Source organism: Xenorhabdus sp. SGI240, assembly GCF_040081915.1.
Classification (GTDB): Bacteria; Pseudomonadota; Gammaproteobacteria; order Enterobacterales; family Enterobacteriaceae; genus Xenorhabdus; species Xenorhabdus bakwenae.
The window spans coordinates 74,418-95,312 of record NZ_JBEBMB010000006.1 but is presented as its reverse complement, the minus strand read 5'-3'; the positions used below and the strand labels follow the sequence as shown (position 1 = coordinate 95,312).

Here is a 20,895-nt window from a genome sequence, read left to right as displayed (position 1 = left end):
GTCATCGTTGTCTTTGGTGGCTACAGGCTATCTACTAGAAGTAGAAGCTACAATACTCCCCCTACTTTATAGAGTCAATTAATGTATAGCGATAATGGAACTAATTTGTCTCTTTGAAAAACACGGTGAAGCTTATTAATATGGCACTGTTTGATGTGGAAATTAACCCTAAGAATAAATAGCTTAGTGATATTCATATTATTCAAGCTGGAAGAATATGACTGAGCAAAAAATTATCGGTAGCATTAAAGCAGACTCAATGATACTGAGTCTGCTTATGCCTATTAAGCAAAACAAATTTTTGCCCAGCGAGCCAGGCCTGTCGTTACTGAACCGAAGTAATTCCCCCCAACCAGCGGGATACCCGGCAAATTTTGTTCAACTGCCTGACGCAGAATAGGCGAGTTGGCTGAGCCTCCTGTCATAAATATCACATCAGGTTGGGTTCCACTTTGTGCCACGACTTCACTCACCAATTTTGTCATTTTCTCCTTAGTGGATTCGATTGCCGTAATCATCTGATCACGCTGAATATTAACGTCAATAATCTCTGACAATAAATTGAGTTTAACGCCATACTCAGACAGCACTGAAAGCGCAATTTTGGCTTCCTCTGCACTGCGAACCAAGCTGTATCCTAATGTCTCTTGGTGCACTTTCAATAAACGGGCAAGTTTTTCTGGCTCTTGGGCGTCTCTGTGCAAGGATTTTAATGTCGTCAAATTCTGGCGAGAGTAGAACGCTTTTTGAGCTTGTATGTCATTGATGGCAATCGAGTTCCAGAACTGTATCAGGGGCATGTCAATACCCGAAGAGACTTTGCTGCCTAATCCAAAAGGATGCATAAGTTGTTTAAAGGTTAGATTAATATCTAAATCATTTCCCCCGATGCGTTGACCTGTGTGCGCCAGTAAGCTGTCATTGCGCTCAGATAGGTTTTTCCAGCTTGGGCCCATTTGGATAACTGAGCAATCTGTTGTTCCGCCTCCAATATCGACAACTAATACTGTTTTATCTTCTGTTAATGTGGCTTCATATTCCAAGCCCGCTGCCACGGGTTCAAATTGAAATTCAATGTTGCGGAAACCTGCTCGTTTTGCCGCATTAAGTAAGATTCCTTCAGCTTGTTGATTCGATTTATCACCCCCACGCCCATGAAAATTGATTGGGCGCCCAATGACGACGTCTTCGACAGATTGTTGTTTATTAGCTTCTACTTGTTGTTTGATATTCGCCATCATGGCACAAACTAGATCCTCAAAAAAACTGATTTGAGTATCTCTTAATCCCATTGCGCCCAGAAAAGACTTTGGCGATTTAACGTAATAAACCTCTTGAGGATTTTCCAGATATTGAGCGAGTGCCTTTTGCCCAAAGACGAGATCATCTGGCAAAAGTTCAATGCCTTCCTCTCGGTTTGCCGTGATAGCGCTACGAAGTAATTGCTCACCTGTTTGATTATTTGGTTTGATATTCCAGTGGCGAAATAAGTGCTCAGAAACAGACTCTCTGGTCGGTGCCGCCAGAGCTGAAGGCATGTAGAAGTTATCATTCTCAATAGCAATGAGCTGTGGCGCATCTCCGATCATCTCTGCTACTGCGCAATTTGATGTGCCATAGTCAAAACCGATGAACATAGTTTTCCTCATATTTAATCGTAGAAAATTTTTAAAAGGGCGCAGATGCTATCACTAAATGAGTGCTGAATAATAGATAGGGTAATCATAAAGACTGAAATAAGTCATTATTTTTTCTTAGAGTGTATTATGCCAAAACCATAGAGAAGTATTGTATTATTAATAATAAATTTATTATTAACAGTATTGAAAAGATCATTAATTAATACGCGTTGTTTATTAGGCGATTTCTAATCGTGGATATATGGGAATTATCTTTTTCGGGCGGATTTATTAACTCTTATCATAGAGTGATTTTTGTTTCAGAAAATACCAAGTATAATATTGAACATTTTTCACTTTATGCCTGTAACAGTTTAGACAAAGGCCAAGCATATGACGCGTTACGAACAATTGGCTGGCGTGATCCGCCAACAAATAGAAGACGATATTTGGCAAGTGGGTGATAGATTGCCATCATTGCGGGAATCGGTGAAATCGTCGGGTTTGAGTTTGATGACAGTGCTACAAGCTTACCAGTTGCTGGAAAGCCAGGGTTGGATCGTGGCACGTCCACAATCAGGGTATTATGTTGCCGCTCGGTTAAAACCCTTTGCGGCGGCAAAAGGGGGGAAGGGACTCAACTTAAGTGAAAATGTGGAGATCAGTGCGTCCATATTTGATGTATTACAGGCATGTAAAGATCCGCAAATTATTCCTTTCGGTTCGGCATTTCCCGATCCTTCTTTATTAGTCGAACCCAAATTATCAAAAATGCTGGCTTCAGTCGCCCGCCGTTTCGTGCCACACAGTTCGCTGGCAAATTTGCCGCCAGGCAATGAAAAGTTACGGCGTAATATTTCTCGTCGCTATGCTTCTCACGGTATCCATGTTTCCCCAGATGAAATTGTGATTACTGCCGGAGCAATGGAATCATTAAGTTTCAGTTTGCAATCTGTCACTTCGCCAGGGGATTGGGTGGTGATTGAATCGCCGGCTTTTTATAGCGCGTTGCAGGCAATAGAGCGGTTACGATTGAAAGCTATTGCTATTAAGACAGATCCCCATACAGGCATTGATTTGGATACTTTGAAAGACGTCGTGCAGAAATATTCAATAAAAGCGTGCTGGCTGATGTCACGTTTTCAAAACCCACTGTGCAGCACAATGCCCCCTGAAAATAAACAGCGATTGGTAGAGATTTTGAACCAAAACCAGATCGCCCTGATTGAAGATGATGTATATGGTGAATTGTATTTTGAGCAGGAACCACCGGCACCAATCAAAGCATGGGATAGCGAAAATAATTTCATGCACTGTTCATCATTTTCAAAATGTCTGGCGCCCGGTTATCGGGTAGGTTGGGTTGCAGCAGGCAAACATGCGAAGAAAATTCAGCAATTACAGATGATGAGTACAGTATCTGCCAGCACGCCAACCCAGTTGGCGATTGCAGACTATCTGGCGCAGGGAGGATATGACAATCATCTGCGTCGATTGAGGCGGCAGTTGGAGCAACGGCAAAATCGGATGTTATGGGCAATCAGTGAATACTTTCCCCAATCTGTGAAAGTAAACAGTGCACGTGGTGGTTATTTTCTCTGGCTGGAGTTTGAACCCCCTTTTAATGCCAACCGACTCTATCAACTGGCATTGGCAAAGAATATTAGTATCGCACCAGGTAGTATGTTTTCCACGAGTACCCAGTTTGATCATGCCTTCCGCTTGAATACTTCATTTGCCTGGAATGAAACACAGGCCTTGGCAATGAAAGAATTGGGGAATATGTGCCACATGCTTTTGTAGTGGCCATACGCAATATGTGTCGTGACCTGATTTTTTGCAACAAACCCAAACAGGGAGCGGAGCATCGGGGGAGTATGAGTGAGCTGTCAATGTGCATTGGGCAAAACGGTGTTTACCAAAAAAGGTATCGAATCGTTATTGCCCATGCGTACCTGTCGTAAATTAAGTGAGGGCACGAGCGGCTCGGATCAGACTCTCACCAAGATAGTCATATGTGGATGATATACCCGGTAAAACCAGATAGTAACCCCCACCGAAAGGTTTAATATAACGTTCTAAGGGTTCGCCATTTAACCGTTTTTGGGTATCAATAAAGCCTTTTTTCAGGTCATTTTGGAATGAAACAAAAATCAGCCCCATATCGAGTTGGCCTGTTGATGTTAATCCAAGTGAGTAACTATAACTGCGCCGACGTAATTTGGAAACATGTCGTTCGGTTGTTCGAGGCTCGGCCCGACGCATGTGGGAGTCAAATAACACCCGATCGCCATGCGGATCACGATTAAATTCGGGGTCGTCGTGCTCATGCTGTTTTCCCATCGGTGCCCCGCTAGCTTTATGTCGTCCAAAATCATTTTCTTGATCTTCAAGCGGTGTTCTATCCCAAAACTCCAGGGCAAAGCGGATGAGACGAACGGCTTGATAACTGCCATTTTCTATCCACGCGGGTTCTTTTTGCGTAATCCAGACGAGAGAGTCCATTAAGTCATTGTCTTTCGCATCGGCATTGCCGGTGCCATCTTTAAAGCCAAACAAATTAATGGGCGTTGTTTTACATTCAATATTGCGAGCAGGTAAAAAACCATCTATCTTCCAAAGCGGTGCAACCTTTCCCGATAACTGACGTAAAACGTCACGTAATGCATAAATCACAGTTTCTCGGCTATTGGCACACAATTGCAGTAAGAGATCACCCCCACACCACGATGCTTCTAAGCGATCATTTGGGAACGCGGTCATCGCAACAAATTTTTTCGGCTTTAGCGAGGTTAACCCGAAACGGTTATCAAAGAGCGAATGACCGAGTGAAACCGTTATGGTTAAATCATCCGCCGCTAAATAACGCCCGAGGATCCCAGATTCTGCTGGTGGCATCCGGTCATTCGTGGTTTTTTCCGCCTGACGGTTTTGCGTTAATCGAGCAATACATTGCGTTAAGCGCTTAAAAATGTCTTCAACCTCATCAAGCGTGGAAACGGTTAAATTCAGCGACAAAAAAATCGCTTCTTTTTGTTCTGGTGTAATCACGCCAGCCTGATGTTTTTCTAAATAGGGAATGGCGTGTGTGCGGCTGAGGTTGTCACATGCTTTCGTTTCCGGTGTCGCCATTGTCGGTAAACTCAGCGCCCTACTGGATAACAGAACACTGCCTGCTCCCAGCCATTTTAATGTCATGCGTTTACTCAGCGAAATAGACTCATTCTCACTGGGGATCGTGTTTTTTTCGTGCTTCATGGTTCGTTCCGGTATTTATAATACACATCTATTTTCAATGCCGCCCGCAGTCCAGACAACGTCTGCGCTAACTGTGTCAGTTGGGCGTAAAGCTTATGTTTATCCCGACGAGAGAGTTGCTCATAACGGAAGTATTGCCCTTGTGCAGAGCGATAATTCGCCATGACGGAATCAAGCGCATCAAATTGCGTATTGAGTGATGTCACTATTTCAGGGGATAAAAAGGGTGCCAACCCGTCAACTATCCCGCGAGCACCCTGCAAATTTGCCGCAATATCCGCTAAGTCACTGCGACTGTAGCGGTTTTCATCACCGCCGAGTTTTGTCTCTAAAATAAGCTCAATGCCATCATCTGCGGATTGCACTAATTTTGCTATCGGAAGCGTTTCCACAGCCACACGCTGTTTTAAATCTTGTACATTATGCAGTAGCGCTTGCGTTGCTGCCAAAGCATCCGATTTATCGTTCGTTGAAAACAAGGCGTATTCAACACGATGAAAACCGATAAACTTCGGATCGCGCTCCTGTTCAAGAAAATAACTGGCATGGGGGTTAATCACACGATCGGCATGACCAAAAACAACCACCACCGCGCGGATCGTCTCATAATCATAATGAGCCTGAATATACGCTTGCTGTGCGGCTTGCCAATTTCCTGCGTTTAATGCATGTTGCAATGTGATTAACTGCGCTTCGATGGCCGCCACTTGTACGCCCATCGTTTTCATATAGACCGCAATTATCGGTTGATATTGCGTCGGCGTAGGAATATCTCCTTTGGCAATAACAACTTCATTACCTATGTCTGGACGCCCCGCACGATACTTTTCCGCCCCTGCAGCTAAACTCAATAACAGCATTAGCGAAACCGTCATTCTCAACGTATTACGCAGCATGACGACGCCCCTGACGACGGAATAATGCAATCACAACGATCCAATAAACAGCAAACGCCAGCACACTTATCCCAATAGGTTGCGCCCGATACCCAAATAAGGTAGCCATAAAATTCCCGATCAATCCGGAGTCATCTAACCAATTGCTGGTATCCCATGCTGGGTAGATGAGAAAATCATTCAGCTCAATATCGTGTTCTAACAGCACATTGGAAATCTCTTCTACGCCTTTAAGAAGCAATGAACAGGCTAAGAAAAGCAGTACGATACCGGTAATACGGAAAAACCATTTCCACGCAATCTTTCGATAGCTAAGTGAGAACAGATACAACGTCAGTACGGCTATCATGATCCCTAATATCACTTCTCCCGTAAATGACCACATGGAATCTCGCGTTAGCCCCATTACGATACTGGAGAGAAACACAACGATTTCACTGCCTTCACGTGCAATAGCGATTGCGACGATAACTAATGCGCCCCACCAAGAGTGATGTTGTGCGCTACGAACCATTTCGTGTTCAATACCCGATTTGAGTGAGGCGTTGTGCTGGTTCATCCAGTACACCATTTGTACGATAAGGATACAGGCAAAGAGCGACATCCCAATCATAAAATAGGTTTGTCCGCTGTCATCGAGCACATGAAATACGCCGTAAATTAACAGGGCTAAAAAGAGAGATAAGGCACTCCCAAGCGCGACACCACCCCATAAATAACGGCGTCCTGCCTCTGCATCAGGGTGTTGTTTGATCCACGCATAAATAATGCCGACCACGAGTAGCGCCTCAAAGCTTTCGCGCCATACCACAAAAAGAACTTGTCCCATTCCGTATCCTACAAACAAATGATTATTTAACTATTATCTCACCGGCGGGGTGCGCGAGATGAAAATCATCAAAAAATGTATATTTTCCCGGTTTAAGCGGTGCGATGACTACCACTGAGCTTGCACCGGGTGCCAGGACTTTTTCTTTACGCAATTGCGTGCTTTCAAATTCAACAGGCTCCGTACCGGTATTGCGAATTTTGATCCGAACGGGGGTTTTCGCTGGCACATTTAACACCGGTGGAGTTAACTCACCGTTATTCATTTCAAGTTCAACAGTAAATTTTTCAGCGGCAATCGTCATGGGCGTATAAATCAACGACATGACCACGATACACAGAGTGAAAATGAACGATTTCAAGATAAACCTCGACGAGAGCGGGACGTCCAATGTCTAATAACAGCGAGCGCTTTATTATTGCTCGCTGTTTTCAATGACTTAATAGCTGCCTTTGCGACCCGTTCCGGCGTAATCGAAGTCCCACGAAACATCAATGGGTTCAAACCAGGCCGCTACGCCAGTTTCTTTATCGATATGACGCCCGAATGTAACCTCATCATTCATACTCGGCGGGGAAATACGATATTCCACACGGTATTTTCCATAACCATTCAGTTTCAAATTTTCACCATAGTGAGGACCATCGCTGGCGACCATGGCCATAAATGTGCCGGATTGTGTTTTTTCCGGCTCATCTAACTTAGTAACCTTATAATCGACTTTCAGGTATGGGATCCAATCCCCTTCGGCAAAACCATTTGGATTCTCTTCGACGGCGTGAATATCCGCTTCCAGATGAATATCGGATTTTTCCGCCGCCAGATGATGCATTTTATGTTTGCCTTCCAATGCCATGGTGATCGGTTGCAAGTAAACCCCTTGAATTTCCAGTCCATTTTTGATAACCGGTTGCCCAAGAGGGTATTCCAATGCCATAGCCGATGTTGATACCACTCCCAGTAACGTTGCCATGACATTTATCCCGATACGCATTTTGATACCTCGCTGTTATTGTGCAAATAGTTTACTAATAATGATAATCATTATCACATTTATTATTCAAGAAAAATTGTTATTTATCCTGAATTTTTTTAATGGCATTGGTGACCCCCCGGTGAATTGCCCGCGCGGTATTAGCGCATCAGTAAACAACGTGTTTTTTGAAGATAATTTAATCGATATGTTGATGATTGATTGCCGATATCCATCAAGTTATTGAGCTTTTTTTATTCGCCAGATTAATTAAAAGTCTGTGTGACAGTCTTATAGCGTGATTGCTATCGTCGTTATATTTTACTTAACCAGGGAAGATATTATTTGCGATTTCTTTATTTCACATGCTAACATCTTGTTGTTAATGATAATATAAATGATTATCATTACTATTTGCATATGGATGATGAGATGACACACACAAATAAAACGATGTTAGCTGCTGTTATTAGTAGTTTTTTTGCCAGTTTTTATGTACATGCAGAAAAAAATCTTAGTAAAGAATCTGTGACAATAACAGTAAAAGCAGAAGAGGAGGGTTCTGCGGATGTTTTGTCAAAGCAGACTATAGGGGCTAATGAGATAAAAGATACACCTGCCAATAATGGTAATTTGAATGATTATCTGCAAACCGTTCCTAGCGTTCGTGTTGATAATAGCGTTCAAAATGGTCATAATAATGGTGAAATAAAACCATTGCCAATTTCTATTAATGGCGCTCCATCAGAACAAACTGCATATATGATTGATGGGGTTAATGTTAATAATGATATCGATCCCACATCTTCACTTTTTGATGGAATAATGGGCGTTAATCCTAATAAAAGTGCAGAGCAAGCATACTTTTTTGACGCCAATATGCTTGCGGGGATTACGGTATATAACAACAATGTGCCTGCTAATTTAGGCGGATTTACTGGCGGCGCTGTTGTAGCAAAAACGCGGCAATATAGTGGTGAAAATCATTTTTCAACGAGTTATAGAACTACACGTTCTGGTTGGTCATCACTACGAGTTGATGAAAATGCAAAACAAGCGATGGACAAAGCCATTCCAAACGGTTTTAACGCAGAATTTCAGCCTGTTTATAAAAAAGACTTCTTCAATATGGTCGCTGAGTATGGCCTGACTGATGATGTTGGCGTTGTTTTGGGTTTTAGTCGTAGAGATTCTAATATCCAACAAACACGGATGCTTAATCTAGAAGGTGAAACGGATAAGCGTAATCACACTCGCCGTTCAGATAATATTTTTGCTAATTTTAATTGGACTCCTGATGTTGATCAAACGTTAGAAATCGGATTGCGTTATTCAGATTATCGTGAAGGAAAATTTTACGCGACAAATATTGATGGTAATGTATCCGATACACATCAAGCTTATGGCTCAACAGTACGATGGATAAAAAATGTAAATAACGGAACATTAACCACAACAGCGGCCTACGATAAATTTACCGATAAGCGTGATTCAAATAGCGCACAAGCTGAAGTGATTAATGATTTCGGTAGTGGATTAGATTTTGAGCTAGGTGGTTATGGAGATAGTCAGTTAACTCAGAAAAATATTCATTTAAATTTAGATTATGCTATGGACAGCATGACGCTAGGAAATAGTCAGCATGTCTTTAATCTGGGAGCAGATTATCGTCGAACTCAATATGAATTTAATCGTGATCAAGATGTAACTTCTGCTATTTATACCATGTTTGATGGAAGCAAGACCCCACTTGTTGACATATTGGTTGCGCGCGAAGGGCAGATAAATACAGAGCATCAGGATTATGCTATTTATACTCAGGATACGGTTAAATGGGGTGATTTTACTATTCGCCCCGGTGTTCGTATTGAGCGAGATAACTACCTTAATAATACAAATATTGCGCCACGGTTTATGGTTAATTGGCAAGCATTGCCACAGACTAAAGTTAATTTTGGCTTGAATCGTTATTACGGTCGCTCATTTGCAGTAATGAAACTTTCAGGTGAAATATTAAAACTGAGCGATGATTATATTCGTGATTATAACTCTATCGAAAATTTAAAAACGCCTTATTCAAATGAACTTAGCTTTGGCGTTAATCAAGGGTGGAGCAATTGGCTTATTTCAGCCAATTATACCTTCAGAAATTACAAACAACGTATTGTCGTTAAACGTAATGAAATTGGTGGTAAAAAAAATGATTCATTTATTAATGGTGATGATTTCAATGCCCATATTTATACCTTGCAGATAAGTAACAAAACACCATGGGTATTAGGTGCAACAGAATGGAATACCACATTAGGTGCGGATTGGCTTAATACGGGAAGAGCAAATTTAGATCGTGCACTTGACGCTGATGAAATGGTCAGTTTAGATGGCAAATTAATGACTCGCGCCCAAATGGAAAAAGAAGTTAATAGCAATGAAGAAGAGTGGACAATCCGACTAGGTTTAGACATGAAAATGCCGCAGTACAATATAACTTGGTCAAATAAAGTGTATGTTAAGGCACCCATCCATAGCTATATAGAAACCAATAATACGGAACAATTAACTCTCTATAAAAGCATTGATTTTGGCACCCATGTTCAATGGGATACTCGTATTCGTTGGCAACCACAATTACTCGGTTCACATCAAATATATTTCCAGGCAGAACTGCTTAATGTACTCAATCAAGTACGCAAACTTGAAACAGGCGGATATAGCTCTAATGAGTACGGAATATATACTCCAGGCCGCCAATTATGGTTGGAAGTAGGGTATGAATTTTAATAAAGTTAATTAAATTCTCTTTTTATCAGTCACCAACCAGAAAATTAGCCTGGTTGGTGTGATTATTGTACACCAATCCAACTTTAATATATGTGTTATATTTCCCCGCTCAGAGGGGAAATATAAGGCCTCGCGCCGTCTTGCGGATTGCAACTTGAAGTTTAGCGAATATAAATACAAGATGAAAAATCAATTAAATCTGAGTAACAAACGATTTTTGCAGCAAATCTATTCTCTGACTGCACCTTATTGGCGAAGTGAAGAAAAAAGAATTGCATGGTTTTTATTAACTCTCGTTATTGCGCTTAATTATTTTATTGTTGAAGTTGCGGTGAAATACAGTGATTGGAACCGTGATTTCTTCAATTTAATGCAAAATAAAGAGTGGCATAATTTCTGGCCAATGTTAGGGCAGTTTATTTTAATTATGGCGATATACTCTCTGATTGATCTTGCTGAAGAATATTTTCGTCGGACTTTAAGAATTCGTTGGCGTAATTGGTTAACAAATGTTTTTCTGAGTCAATGGTTGAGTCATAAGCGGTTATATCGTCATCAATTATTATACAGTAATAGTGATAATCCAGATCAGCGAATATCTCAAGATGTAAAAGAGTTTTGTGATCAAACACTTTATCTCGGATTCGGTTTATTACGCACGATAACCAGTCTAATTTCCTTTACTGTTATTTTATGGGAACTCTCTGGAACTTTGCATTTTGAGTTTGTCGGTATCTCATGGGTTATTCCTGGTTATATGTTATGGGTTGCCATTCTATATTCAGTCATCGGAACATGGCTAACACACAAAATAACTAAGCGTTTGATCCCGTTAACATTTGAACAAGAAAAATGTGAAGCTGATTTTCGTTTTCATTTAATGAGAATAAAAGAATATGCTGAATCTATCGTTTTTCTTCGTGGGGAAAAAGCAGAGTTAGCACGCTCTAAAAAATTGTTTTCTAAAATTTGGAAGAACTGGCAGCATCTTACTGGAATGAAGGTTAAATATGAGGCTTTTACCAGTGGATATAATGAAGTGGCTCGTATTTTTCCTTATCTTGTTGCATCACCTCGGCTCATGACGGGAGGTCTACAACTTGGCGATATGATGCAAACAGCGACCGGTTTTTACCGCGTTCAGGAAGCATTCAGCTGGTTTGTGGATTCTTATGAATCTGTTGCAAATTGGCGAGCAGTAACAGAGCGTTTAATCACCTTTTATACTCAACTCGAATCCATTTCCCCTACGGAAAGAATTCATCGCGCAACTCAGCCATCATGGTCTGGTTTAGACATTATGCTGCCTGATAATAAGGCGATACAAAGCAATATGACCGGGTCATTTATCCAAAACAGTACCATCTGCGGACCGTCAGGTTGTGGCAAAAGTTCATTCTTACGCACTATTGCCGGATTGTGGCCTCATTATAAAGGACAGTTATCAATGCCTTGTGATGATAGTTGTATGTTTATCCCGCAAAAAACATACTTACCAAAAGCCTCATTAAGAGAAATTTTGAGCTATCCAAACATAGATTGCCATTATGATGATTGGGTATTAAAACAGGCTTTGAATGACGTCAGTCTTAAACAACTTATTGATAAATTAGATATTATTGACAATTGGCAACATAAATTGTCTGGCGGAGAGATACAAAAGCTGATGATAGCCCGGTGTTTGGTACAAAAACCAGAATGGTTATTCCTGGATGAAGCGCTATCTGCACTGGATCATCAAAGTTATATCGCATTGAGCCAACTGCTCAGAACAAAATTAGCGAATAGCAACATTATTGAAATTTCCCATCGTTCAGGGCAACAATTTAATCAAATGCAATTCACATTATGAAAAAGATCACACTTATATTAACGGGTTTATTATGGATGATAAGCTGTCAGACAACGGCATCATTAGATCCAACTTCATCGCTTATTTCATTAAGATATGCACCTGAAATACAAACAGGAAGACTTAATAACGGATTTCGTTATTATTTGGCAGAAAATACAACGCCTAAAGACAGAGTTTATATTCGTTTAGTCGTTAATGCTGGCTCAATGAATGAGGATGATGATCAACGCGGTGTCGCGCACCTTGTTGAACACATGGCTTTTAATGGCACTAAACATTTTCCCGGTAATCAATTGATTACTGAATTAGAAAAAGCGGGTTTAAAGTTTGGGGTTGATATCAATGCGTTTACTGATTTTGAAAATACAGTTTATACGCTTAACTTGCCTGCCAGTAATAAAAAATCCATTGAATTAGCTTTAGATATTGTTGCCGATTGGGCAGGGCACGTAACGATATTTAAGGATGATTTAGATGCTGAGAGGGGTATTGTTCTTGAAGAATGGCGTTCACGGTTAGGGCCGACATTACGTCTTGGCGATAAAAAAAGCGCAATAGAAATGGCGGGTTCACGCTATATAAAACGCGATCCGATTGGTGATGTAGACACAATAAAAACAGTCAGTGCGCAACGTGTAGCCGATTTTTATCACCAATGGTATCGCCCTGATAATATGTCTGTCGTTGTCATTGGTGATATTGACAAACAAAAGATCCTGACAATGTTGGAAACTAAATTAGGTTCTCAGCCAATCGCTACAACAAAATTAACTGAAATTGATTACACGATCCCGTTAGTCGCAGAATGGCGCAGCGCCTCTGTTTATGAGGCAGATAGAGTAACTCCCGCCGTTGAAGTGAGTTTTTTTAATAATTATCAAGAAGATAATAGTATAGAGCGCTACCGTCAAGATTTTGCTAATCAGATCGCAACTCGTTTACTGAATATCCGTCTACAGCGTTTTGAAAAAGAGAATGAGCATGCAATTAACACGGCTAACTATTTTTCATCAAATATAGGGCGCCAGACAACACAATCTGTATTTTCTCTGCAACTAAGCCATGATGATTTTGATCAGGCGACGTTAGCATTGTTCAATTTTTTAGCCGAAATAAAACAAAATGGTTTTAGTCAGGCTGAATTTGATGAAGAGGTTAAGCGGTTAGCACAACTGAATGAAAAAAACAGCAAAAAGGCTACATATAGTATTGATTTAGCAGCAGATGTTATGGTTAGCGCTGCTAGCCAGCAATGGCTAATAGGTAAACAGGATAAATACCAGCTTAATAAATCATTACTTGAACAACTTTCATTAGCAGAAATTAATGATGCATTTTCACGTATCATTGATGCGCATTCGCGCTTAGTTTTAGCAACGCAAACGAGTAAAAATGCAGTTCCTCTTATGAATAAAGACACATTATCTTTAAATTGGGAGCAAGCGATAAAAACATCTCAACCTCGTTGGCAGCAAAATAAGGTAAAAGTTACCCAACTTCCACAATTAGATTTACGCTCTGGAAAACTTAAGATATTACATAAATGGGATAAATATAACATTACCGAATATCGACTCAGTAATGGTAGCAAATTGGTTTATCAATATAATGATACCAATCCAGGAAAAGTATTCTTTAAGGCATTAACTCAAAGTGGACTACGCTCTGTACCCACCGAAGATTATCATGTATTACGAATTGCAACTAATTTGGTTGATGAAACCGGTTTTGGTTCAATACCTGTGGATGATTTACGCAACCTCTTTAATCAAAGTCCTATCGTAATGGCTACCTTACTAGATGATTTTCAACAAGGTTTTTCTGGCTGGGCAGAAAGTGAAAATGTTGAAAATATACTGACCTTATTTCATCTGAAACTTGCTGAAAGTGCAGTTTCCAGCAAAGTCTTAAGTAAATATCAAACAGAAATGCAACAGCAATTGTCTGAAGATAATGTAGATAGTCAGTATCAATTTACACGTCAGATTTCAGCGTTGCGCTATCCTGGACAAAAGACTATTTACGATGTGAATATCAATGATATAAATACACTCACAACAGATAAATTAAATGATGTTTATAACAAATATATCGCGCAAAGAACGGATTATACCTACTTCATTGTAGGCGATATTGAACAACAGCAAGTTGAGAAATTAGCCGCAAAATACTTAGCGTCTGTAAGGGTAAATTCGGATAATCCCCGATTATACCCATTATATGCAAAAACACCAAAGCAACGACTAATAAAAGCAAGTTCATCAGAACCGCGAGCTGAAGTTGAGCTTTATCTCACAATGAATGCGGGTTGGCGTCCTGATGATGCTTATTATCTTGAACTGGTTGGTGAATTAGTGCAGGAACAATTACGTTTAAAATTACGCGAACAGGCATCTGGAATTTACAGTGTTACAAGTTGGTTTTGGCACAATGCAAAAGAGCCTCAGAATGAAGGCCGGATTATGTTTTCTTGTGCGCCGGAGAGAGTTGATGAAATGATAAATCTGACTCATCAAGTTCTTAATAGCATTGCAAAGAATGGTATTGATCCTCAGGTGCTAAATAATAAACTCATTCAGAGTAGAGATAATATTAATCGTTTACATAGTTCAGTGCAGGGTATGCTTGATCTAATCGAGCGTAGTTACATGCTAACTGATAGTCCACTATTAATAGATGCCACTTTGCGCGCTAATCAAGAAGCCACGAAAGATAAAATCGAGCGTATTTCTCGCCATTTTCTCGAAAATGCTGAGATCTTTGAAGCTGTTTTATTGCCAAGTAAAACAGTAAAGTAGTGAAATGGAATGCATTTATGGAACAACTATGAATAAAAATAATTTACTTACTTTAATGCTTTCATTACTGCTTCATGCCGGTGTGTTTTCGTTATTATTTGCATCAAATCAGCAGGTGGATTACAAGTCTCAATCACTCAATCATATGTCATTTTCACCTATGTTGTTAACAGCCGAGAGTAAATTTAAGGAATTTAACGAGATTAACCATAAAAAAGACACTTTATTCAGTGAAGATCCAACTTTAGAAAACGTTGATATTGATAATATAGAAGAAGCTGAAATTCAGATGAAAAAGAAACCAAAACAAACACAAGGAAATAAGGTTAATAAAGATATTACAGAGGATAAACTTGTAAGGGAAACTAAAAGGATAAATAAAATCCGTGAGAGCCAAGAAATATCCGCTATTGAAAACAAACGTGATGAACTTGAAAACTCAGATTCTTCTGCAACTGACAATGCGAAAAACCCACAGTTTAACTCTCTGTCTGGTAATATTGACCCTAGTGCAATAGATCTTTACAGAGAGAATTTACGCAAAGAAATTGCGAAATACACCAAATATCCTAATCTAATAAAGAAAATTGAAGGTCTCGTTGAGGTTAGATTTTTAGTAACGCCAACAGGTGAAATAAAATCACCTACTTTAATAAAAAGTTCAGGTAACCGAAAATTAGATAAAGCGGTATTAATAGCTGTTATTCATAGTCAATCTGTGGGAGTACCACCAGAGGGATTTGAAAATACAGTGACTTTTTATATAGAGTTTTTAAAATAAGTTCCGGGCAGATGCCTATTTAGTTGGCAGTATTCGCTACTGGCAACCATTTTTGAGTACCTACAACACCCCGTAGAATATTGTGATAAAGATCAACCACGCGAGGCTTAGTCTGCTTGCGCACAGTCTCCAGCAATGGCCTTATTTGCTCGAACGATTCCCGTCTCAGATCACGTGGCTATTTTTTTCTCATCCCCATATTGTACAACTTATTCAGAGAGCGTAAACATGCTCTTAAAAGAATGCGGGGAATCAATCACATTTCAACTATCTCAATATTGTCGTAAGGGAAATTATTTGCCAATGTTTCTGTTAACAAGTTGACACGGGTTATCTTTTAGTTCTGTAAACAAAATTTAAAAGCGGTGAGGGAGTGGCATGAAAATGAAATGTTTCGATTATGCAACATTACCAAGAGTGCAATGGTCTGGAGGGGAAGGCGAAACAAGGGATATTGTTTGCTGGCCTGTGTCTGATGATTTCGCCTGGCGAGCGTGTTTTACGACGAGCCATCAAAGTGGGATATTAGGGCAATTCCCTGATATTGAATGCTCAATCATTTTATTAGAAGGAAAGGGCGTCCGCTTGACCAGTCCGGGTTTTTTGGAACACGAATTGGTAAAAAAGATGACGCCATTTAATTTTTCAGGTGATATTTTGACCCATGCGGAATTATTGGATGGTCCTGTACAGTGTTTCAATATCATGACTCGCCGTTCATGTTGGGCTTCTGAGATTTCAGTGATTTCTGATGAACGTTTACTGCCAACGTCACACAGTGGTGTACTTTATGTTTTAAAAGGGCGTTGGGAAATGACAGGGGCGAATTGTGTCCAGCTTGCTTTTGGTCAAGGTGCATGGTGGTTACCGGATATACGAGAAGGGGTAATTAAGCCATTGATTGTGGATAGCAAGCTTTTGTGGGTTGATTTACGCCCGATTGGGTGAATAGGATACTCATTGAAAATTAATACAATAAGCGGCCTGCTTTATAGTGGGCCGCTGAGTTTTATGTGCTCAAAACCAATGGTTTCAAGTTTTAGTTAAAAAAATTTAACCTAAAAAAATGAAAAATAGCTAAAAGCGTATAATCTTAAACTATAGACATATAACGATAAAATTAATATATCCAAGATATTATTATTTCTGTTATTGATAGTTAAATAAATTATCTCTGCTGGTTTTGGATTGCTATCAAAATAACAGACGTAGTGAAAACTTAATTTACACTCTGGTAAGGTCATTAATAATTATGAAAAAAATCTTGATAGCGACTCCATTATTGGCTTTTTCTTTTGGAGTCATGGCAGAACCTGCTCTATCACAATTAGATTGGTACGATGGTAATGTATCTTTTGCATTTGGGCTTGGTTGGCTAAAAGGAGAATCTAACGAACATCTTTATGGATATACTAAGGATCCAAAATACAAAAGTAGCCAATTGAATTGGAAAATTGGCGATGCTCTGATTGCCAGAGGCAAAGTTTCCTGGGATCTCCTTGACAGGCTAACCATGAATGCGGGTGGTTGGGTCAGATTATCGTCACGTGATAGCAAAATGGTTGATTACGACTGGCTGGATGTAAACCAGAGTCATTGGACTCATTGGTCATCCAGCTCTGATACTTCTCTAAACGATGCCAATGAATTTGATTTAAATGCCGCAGGTTGGTTGATTAAACAATCTAATTATAAATTGGGGGCGGTATTAGGTTATCAGGAAACACGTTTTAGTTGGACGGCTTATGGCGGTAATTATGTCTATGATAATGGCGCTGATATCGGAGAATTTCCTGCGGGGATGGCCGGAGTTGGCTATAAACAAAAATATAGCCTGCCCTATATTGGATTAACTGGACAGTACCGCTATCAGGATTTTGAATTTAGCCTTTTACTAAAATATAGCCCGTGGGTAAAAGCCTGGGGTAACGACGAGCACTATATGCGTCGTTTAACCCTTCCTCAGCGATCTGATAAAGTGCGTTATTTTGGTGCCAGTATAGATGCCGGTTATTATTTAACTCAAAATACGAAGGTATATACGGCGTTTACCTGGAATAAATATCGCGAAGGTAAAGGTCAAACGAGGCTCATCTATTATGATACTGGCTACACCGAAGATTTAGGTAATAATTCTATCGGAATTGAAAACCGAAACTACAGTATCGATCTTGGATTACAGTACCATTTTTAATTTTCTTATGATGATATCACTGACAGTTACCGTTTTTTCGGTATCTGTCAGTTTAAAAAGCATTGGTGGTGCCAAGTCCGACTAATTATTCCGTACTAGATCACACCTAAAATTTGATTCAGGTACATGTTAATATGTCTATATACTCGATAAATTTCAAGTTGCAATCCGCAGAACGACGCAAGGCCTTATATTTCCCCGCTCAGCGGGGAAATATAACACGCATCTTGAAGGTTGGATGGGTATAGGATAATGCCATTATTGGATGGGACACTATCAATTATCTATATATTTCGGCAGTTCCATTTAAATTATTTTGACCAACAGCAGAAGTAATTCGGAAATATTTTGCTCCAGCCTCATCAGCCTTTTTGGATAATTTATCAGTGAGTGCATCCAAAGTTTCTGCTCCTGTTACAGAAATAACGCCAATCTTCTCTCCTACAGCTGATCTGACCTCAATTGCGGCGGATGAACCAAATGAAATAGCGCTTAATACAAATAATAAAGTAATATATCTTGAGTTTTTCATTTTGAAATCCTATGTTAATTTTCAGTTTGCGAAAAATCTATATAGTATTTTACAAACTTGACAGAAACGTCAGGTTTTTACTACAAAATCTAAAGTTAGCTTTAGGCCAAGAGATATAGAGAAAAATATAAACATATTAATTTGAGAGCATAAAAAGTTGAGAATAGAATATAAATTAACAGTGGTTACCGATTATTAATCTGTAACCATTTTTCCGCATCAAGCGCAGCCATACACTCGGAACCCACAGAAGTAATGGCCTGCATCAGCAACATCCCCGGCGGCAAATACACCAGAGAACGTACGGTTGACCCGGTTGCAATGATTATACTCTCTGCCTGATATTTATTTTTCTCACCGAAGGCTACAATAGAAGAAAGACCCGCTCAGGCGACATATATCGCCGCAGTATATCCTGCGGGGCCTGTTCCTATAATTAGCACTTTCGTATAAAAAGACATTAAATGCTCCTTGTTTTACCCGTAAATGATAATCTTGGAATCTAAAGCAGGATTAACAAAATAAATCAGCCCCATAATTTACTGAATTAATTCAGACAGGGCTACAAATTTTGAGAAACCAGACTCTTAAATTGTGATAGCGAAACAACGCCAATCAGAGAATCTACGGGTTTTCCATCTTTATAAACTAATGTCGTAGGTATACTGCGAATACCATATTTTACGGCAATATTCTGAAAATCATCGATATTAACCTCTCCAAAAGTGGCGTTCTCTTTCATGTCGTTTGATAATTGGCTGAATGTAGGAGCAACGGCAAGGCAAGGCCCGCACCACGGTGCCCAGAACCGGACAACACAAACCCCTTTCGTATTGATAACACTATCAAAATTCGCTTCGGTTAGTTCAATTAATGTACTCATATTGGATCCTTAGTCAGGATTATGCATACGGTTATGGTTATCTTAGAATACCTGATATCACATAGTCAATTATTATATTGAATGTTGTTTTAATTTAGTGTGTCTTGAACAAGACATATCACATCAGGTACCAATGAATTGCTGAGAAATCACATGCGCTCAGGGATAAAAAGCGGCGAATGTTAAAAAAACAAACCATTATTTTCAATGAGGTTTGTCATAGGGTCAGACAACGGGTATCACTAATATTTTACTTTATTCACATAATAATCAAGCAGGATCGGAATAAGGGCGGTCATTGCCAGTAGTGCGCCCACCCAACCAATAGAAGCTAAACCATAACCGGCATTGATAGCTCCCCCGGCAAGTAAAGGGGCCAATGTAATCCCAAGCTGAAAGGCAGAGACGTTGGTTGCTCCGGCTAATGTGGGGGCACCATCGGCAATGGTATAAACTCGATTCATGACCGCAGGATTGACGACGAAGCCGAATATACCGAGCAAAAATACCAGGCAAATGGTGATAATCAAATTTTCGGCTAAAAAGGCTAATGCAACAGAGATCAGCATAACGCCCAATGTGCCAATAATCAGCGTTCTGAAAGGGTATTTATCAGTTGTACGGCCACCAATAGTGAGTCCGAAAAAAGCCCCGATACCAAACAGGGAGAGAACCGCCGGAAGCCAGGTGACGGTCAGTTTGCTGGTATCAATAAGCAGCGCTCCTAAATAGCCGAAGATTGCCATATAAGCAGCGGTTGTCAGGATTGTCGTACCATAAGCCACCCATAATCCAGGACGGGCCATCGTTTTTAATTCAATATGTAATGCGGGAGACTGCCCCTGTTGTATGTCGGGCAGCATAAACCACAAGACAATCGCGGTAATCAACGTGACCACGGCAATCACCCAAAACCCCGCCCGCCATCCGGCAATATCACTGATCATGGTGCCAAGCGGCCCTCCAATCACCATTGCCATACTTAATCCACTCACCACAATGGACAGTGCTCTTGCTGTGTGCTCCTTGGTGACCAAATTAACCGCTGTCGTTGCCGCGACCGCCCAAAATCCGGCATAAGCCACGCCTCCCACAATACGGCTAACCAACAATGACCAATAACCATGTGAAAGCATTCCGGCGGCAGTGGCGGCAATAAATAACGCCTGACTGATCAATAACGTTGTGCGTTTGGGCCAGTGTAGTGTTGCCACTGCCATAGGGGGAGCTCCAAGTAAAACCCCTACTGCAAAAGCGGAAATTAACGTTCCTGTCAGCGGTAAAGAAATTTGTAAGTCCTCAGCAATTTTTGGTAACACACCTGAGATCAAAAATTCAGAGCTTCCCATCGCAAACAGGCTGATTCCTAAGAGGTAAACTACCACCGGAATACGCGATTGAGTAACATTTGAAATGGCCATCATGGACTCCATAGTGATTGACTTTAAGTATATTACATTATTATTATTCAATTTATAAATTGAATTTTTAATAGC

Annotated in this window: 16 protein-coding genes and 1 pseudogene; 7 read left to right on the top strand and 10 right to left on the bottom strand. The window is 40.2% G+C overall.

The features are described from left to right. Positions 1-284: 284 nt before the first annotated feature. Positions 285-1,637 (bottom strand): molecular chaperone, encoded by a 1,353-nt coding sequence (gene yegD, locus ABLA76_RS02520; RefSeq protein ID WP_348986740.1) that lies wholly within the window; start codon positions 1,635-1,637, stop codon positions 285-287. Between the two features lie 375 nt (positions 1,638-2,012). On the opposite strand from yegD, the gene ABLA76_RS02515 reads away from it, so the two are divergent. Beyond that, positions 2,013-3,422 (top strand): PLP-dependent aminotransferase family protein, encoded by a 1,410-nt coding sequence (locus ABLA76_RS02515; RefSeq protein WP_348986739.1) that lies wholly within the window; start codon positions 2,013-2,015, stop codon positions 3,420-3,422. A 162-nt stretch (positions 3,423-3,584) separates the two neighbouring features. On the opposite strand, the gene efeB is transcribed toward ABLA76_RS02515, so the two are convergent. The 5 genes from efeB to ABLA76_RS02490 form a co-directional block, all read right to left on the bottom strand. Next, entirely contained in the window at positions 3,585-4,877 is a 1,293-nt protein-coding gene (gene efeB / locus ABLA76_RS02510) for an iron uptake transporter deferrochelatase/peroxidase subunit (RefSeq protein WP_348986738.1), read from the bottom strand. Then, positions 4,874-5,773: an EfeM/EfeO family lipoprotein gene (locus ABLA76_RS02505; RefSeq protein WP_348986737.1), complete on the bottom strand. Its 900-nt coding sequence runs from the start codon at positions 5,771-5,773 to the stop codon at positions 4,874-4,876. Before ABLA76_RS02505 ends, efeB begins: the two co-directional genes overlap by 4 nt. Then, on the bottom strand, positions 5,763-6,602 hold the full coding sequence (locus tag ABLA76_RS02500) for an FTR1 family protein (RefSeq protein ID WP_348986736.1): 840 nt from the start codon (positions 6,600-6,602) through the stop codon (positions 5,763-5,765). Before ABLA76_RS02500 ends, ABLA76_RS02505 begins: the two co-directional genes overlap by 11 nt. A 22-nt stretch (positions 6,603-6,624) precedes the next feature. After that, a complete protein-coding gene (locus ABLA76_RS02495) occupies positions 6,625-6,927 on the bottom strand; it encodes a cupredoxin domain-containing protein (RefSeq protein WP_348986784.1) in 303 nt (100 codons plus the stop codon). Positions 6,928-7,041: 114 nt separating this feature from the next. After that, positions 7,042-7,596 (bottom strand): iron transporter, encoded by a 555-nt coding sequence (locus ABLA76_RS02490; RefSeq protein WP_348986735.1) that lies wholly within the window; start codon positions 7,594-7,596, stop codon positions 7,042-7,044. Between the two features lie 411 nt (positions 7,597-8,007). On the opposite strand from ABLA76_RS02490, the gene ABLA76_RS02485 reads away from it, so the two are divergent. The 4 genes from ABLA76_RS02485 (at position 8,008) to ABLA76_RS02470 (ending at position 15,790) form a co-directional block, all read left to right on the top strand. Beyond that, a complete protein-coding gene (locus tag ABLA76_RS02485; RefSeq protein ID WP_348986734.1) occupies positions 8,008-10,356 on the top strand; it encodes a TonB-dependent receptor plug domain-containing protein in 2,349 nt (782 codons plus the stop codon). 154 nt (positions 10,357-10,510) lie between these two features. Then, the gene (locus ABLA76_RS02480; protein ID WP_348986733.1) at positions 10,511-12,208 is read left to right on the top strand and encodes an ABC transporter ATP-binding protein/permease; all 1,698 of its coding nucleotides are present in this window, start codon (positions 10,511-10,513) and stop codon (positions 12,206-12,208) included. Beyond that, positions 12,205-15,009, top strand: a complete 2,805-nt coding sequence (locus ABLA76_RS02475) for an insulinase family protein (protein ID WP_348986732.1) — start codon at positions 12,205-12,207, stop codon at positions 15,007-15,009. Before ABLA76_RS02480 ends, ABLA76_RS02475 begins: the two co-directional genes overlap by 4 nt. A gap of 28 nt (positions 15,010-15,037) precedes the next feature. Beyond that, on the top strand, positions 15,038-15,790 hold the full coding sequence (locus tag ABLA76_RS02470; RefSeq protein ID WP_348986731.1) for a TonB family protein: 753 nt from the start codon (positions 15,038-15,040) through the stop codon (positions 15,788-15,790). A gap of 63 nt (positions 15,791-15,853) precedes the next feature. On the opposite strand, the pseudogene ABLA76_RS02465 reads toward ABLA76_RS02470, so the two are convergent. Continuing rightward, positions 15,854-15,959: pseudogene (locus ABLA76_RS02465) on the bottom strand (IS5/IS1182 family transposase); the annotation flags it as partial. Positions 15,960-16,168: 209 nt separating this feature from the next. Between ABLA76_RS02465 and ABLA76_RS02460 the strand changes: the two are divergent. Further along, complete coding sequence (locus ABLA76_RS02460) at positions 16,169-16,738, top strand: HutD family protein (protein ID WP_348986730.1); 570 nt, start codon at positions 16,169-16,171, stop codon at positions 16,736-16,738. 304 nt (positions 16,739-17,042) lie between these two features. After that, entirely contained in the window at positions 17,043-17,984 is a 942-nt protein-coding gene (locus ABLA76_RS02455) for an omptin family outer membrane protease (protein WP_348986729.1), read from the top strand. A 280-nt stretch (positions 17,985-18,264) separates the two neighbouring features. Here ABLA76_RS02455 and ABLA76_RS02450 read toward each other — a convergent pair whose 3' ends face one another. From ABLA76_RS02450 to ABLA76_RS02440, 3 genes are all read right to left on the bottom strand, one after another. Beyond that, positions 18,265-18,516, bottom strand: coding sequence for a DUF1471 domain-containing protein (locus ABLA76_RS02450; protein ID WP_047767192.1), 252 nt, complete (start codon positions 18,514-18,516; stop codon positions 18,265-18,267). 562 nt (positions 18,517-19,078) lie between these two features. Further along, positions 19,079-19,399, bottom strand: coding sequence for a thioredoxin (trxA, locus tag ABLA76_RS02445; RefSeq protein ID WP_047767188.1), 321 nt, complete (start codon positions 19,397-19,399; stop codon positions 19,079-19,081). Positions 19,400-19,641: 242 nt separating this feature from the next. Then, positions 19,642-20,823 carry a Cmx/CmrA family chloramphenicol efflux MFS transporter gene (locus ABLA76_RS02440; RefSeq protein WP_348986728.1) on the bottom strand — a complete coding sequence of 394 codons (1,182 nt, stop codon included), beginning with the start codon at positions 20,821-20,823 and terminating at the stop codon, positions 19,642-19,644. Positions 20,824-20,895 lie beyond the last annotated feature (72 nt).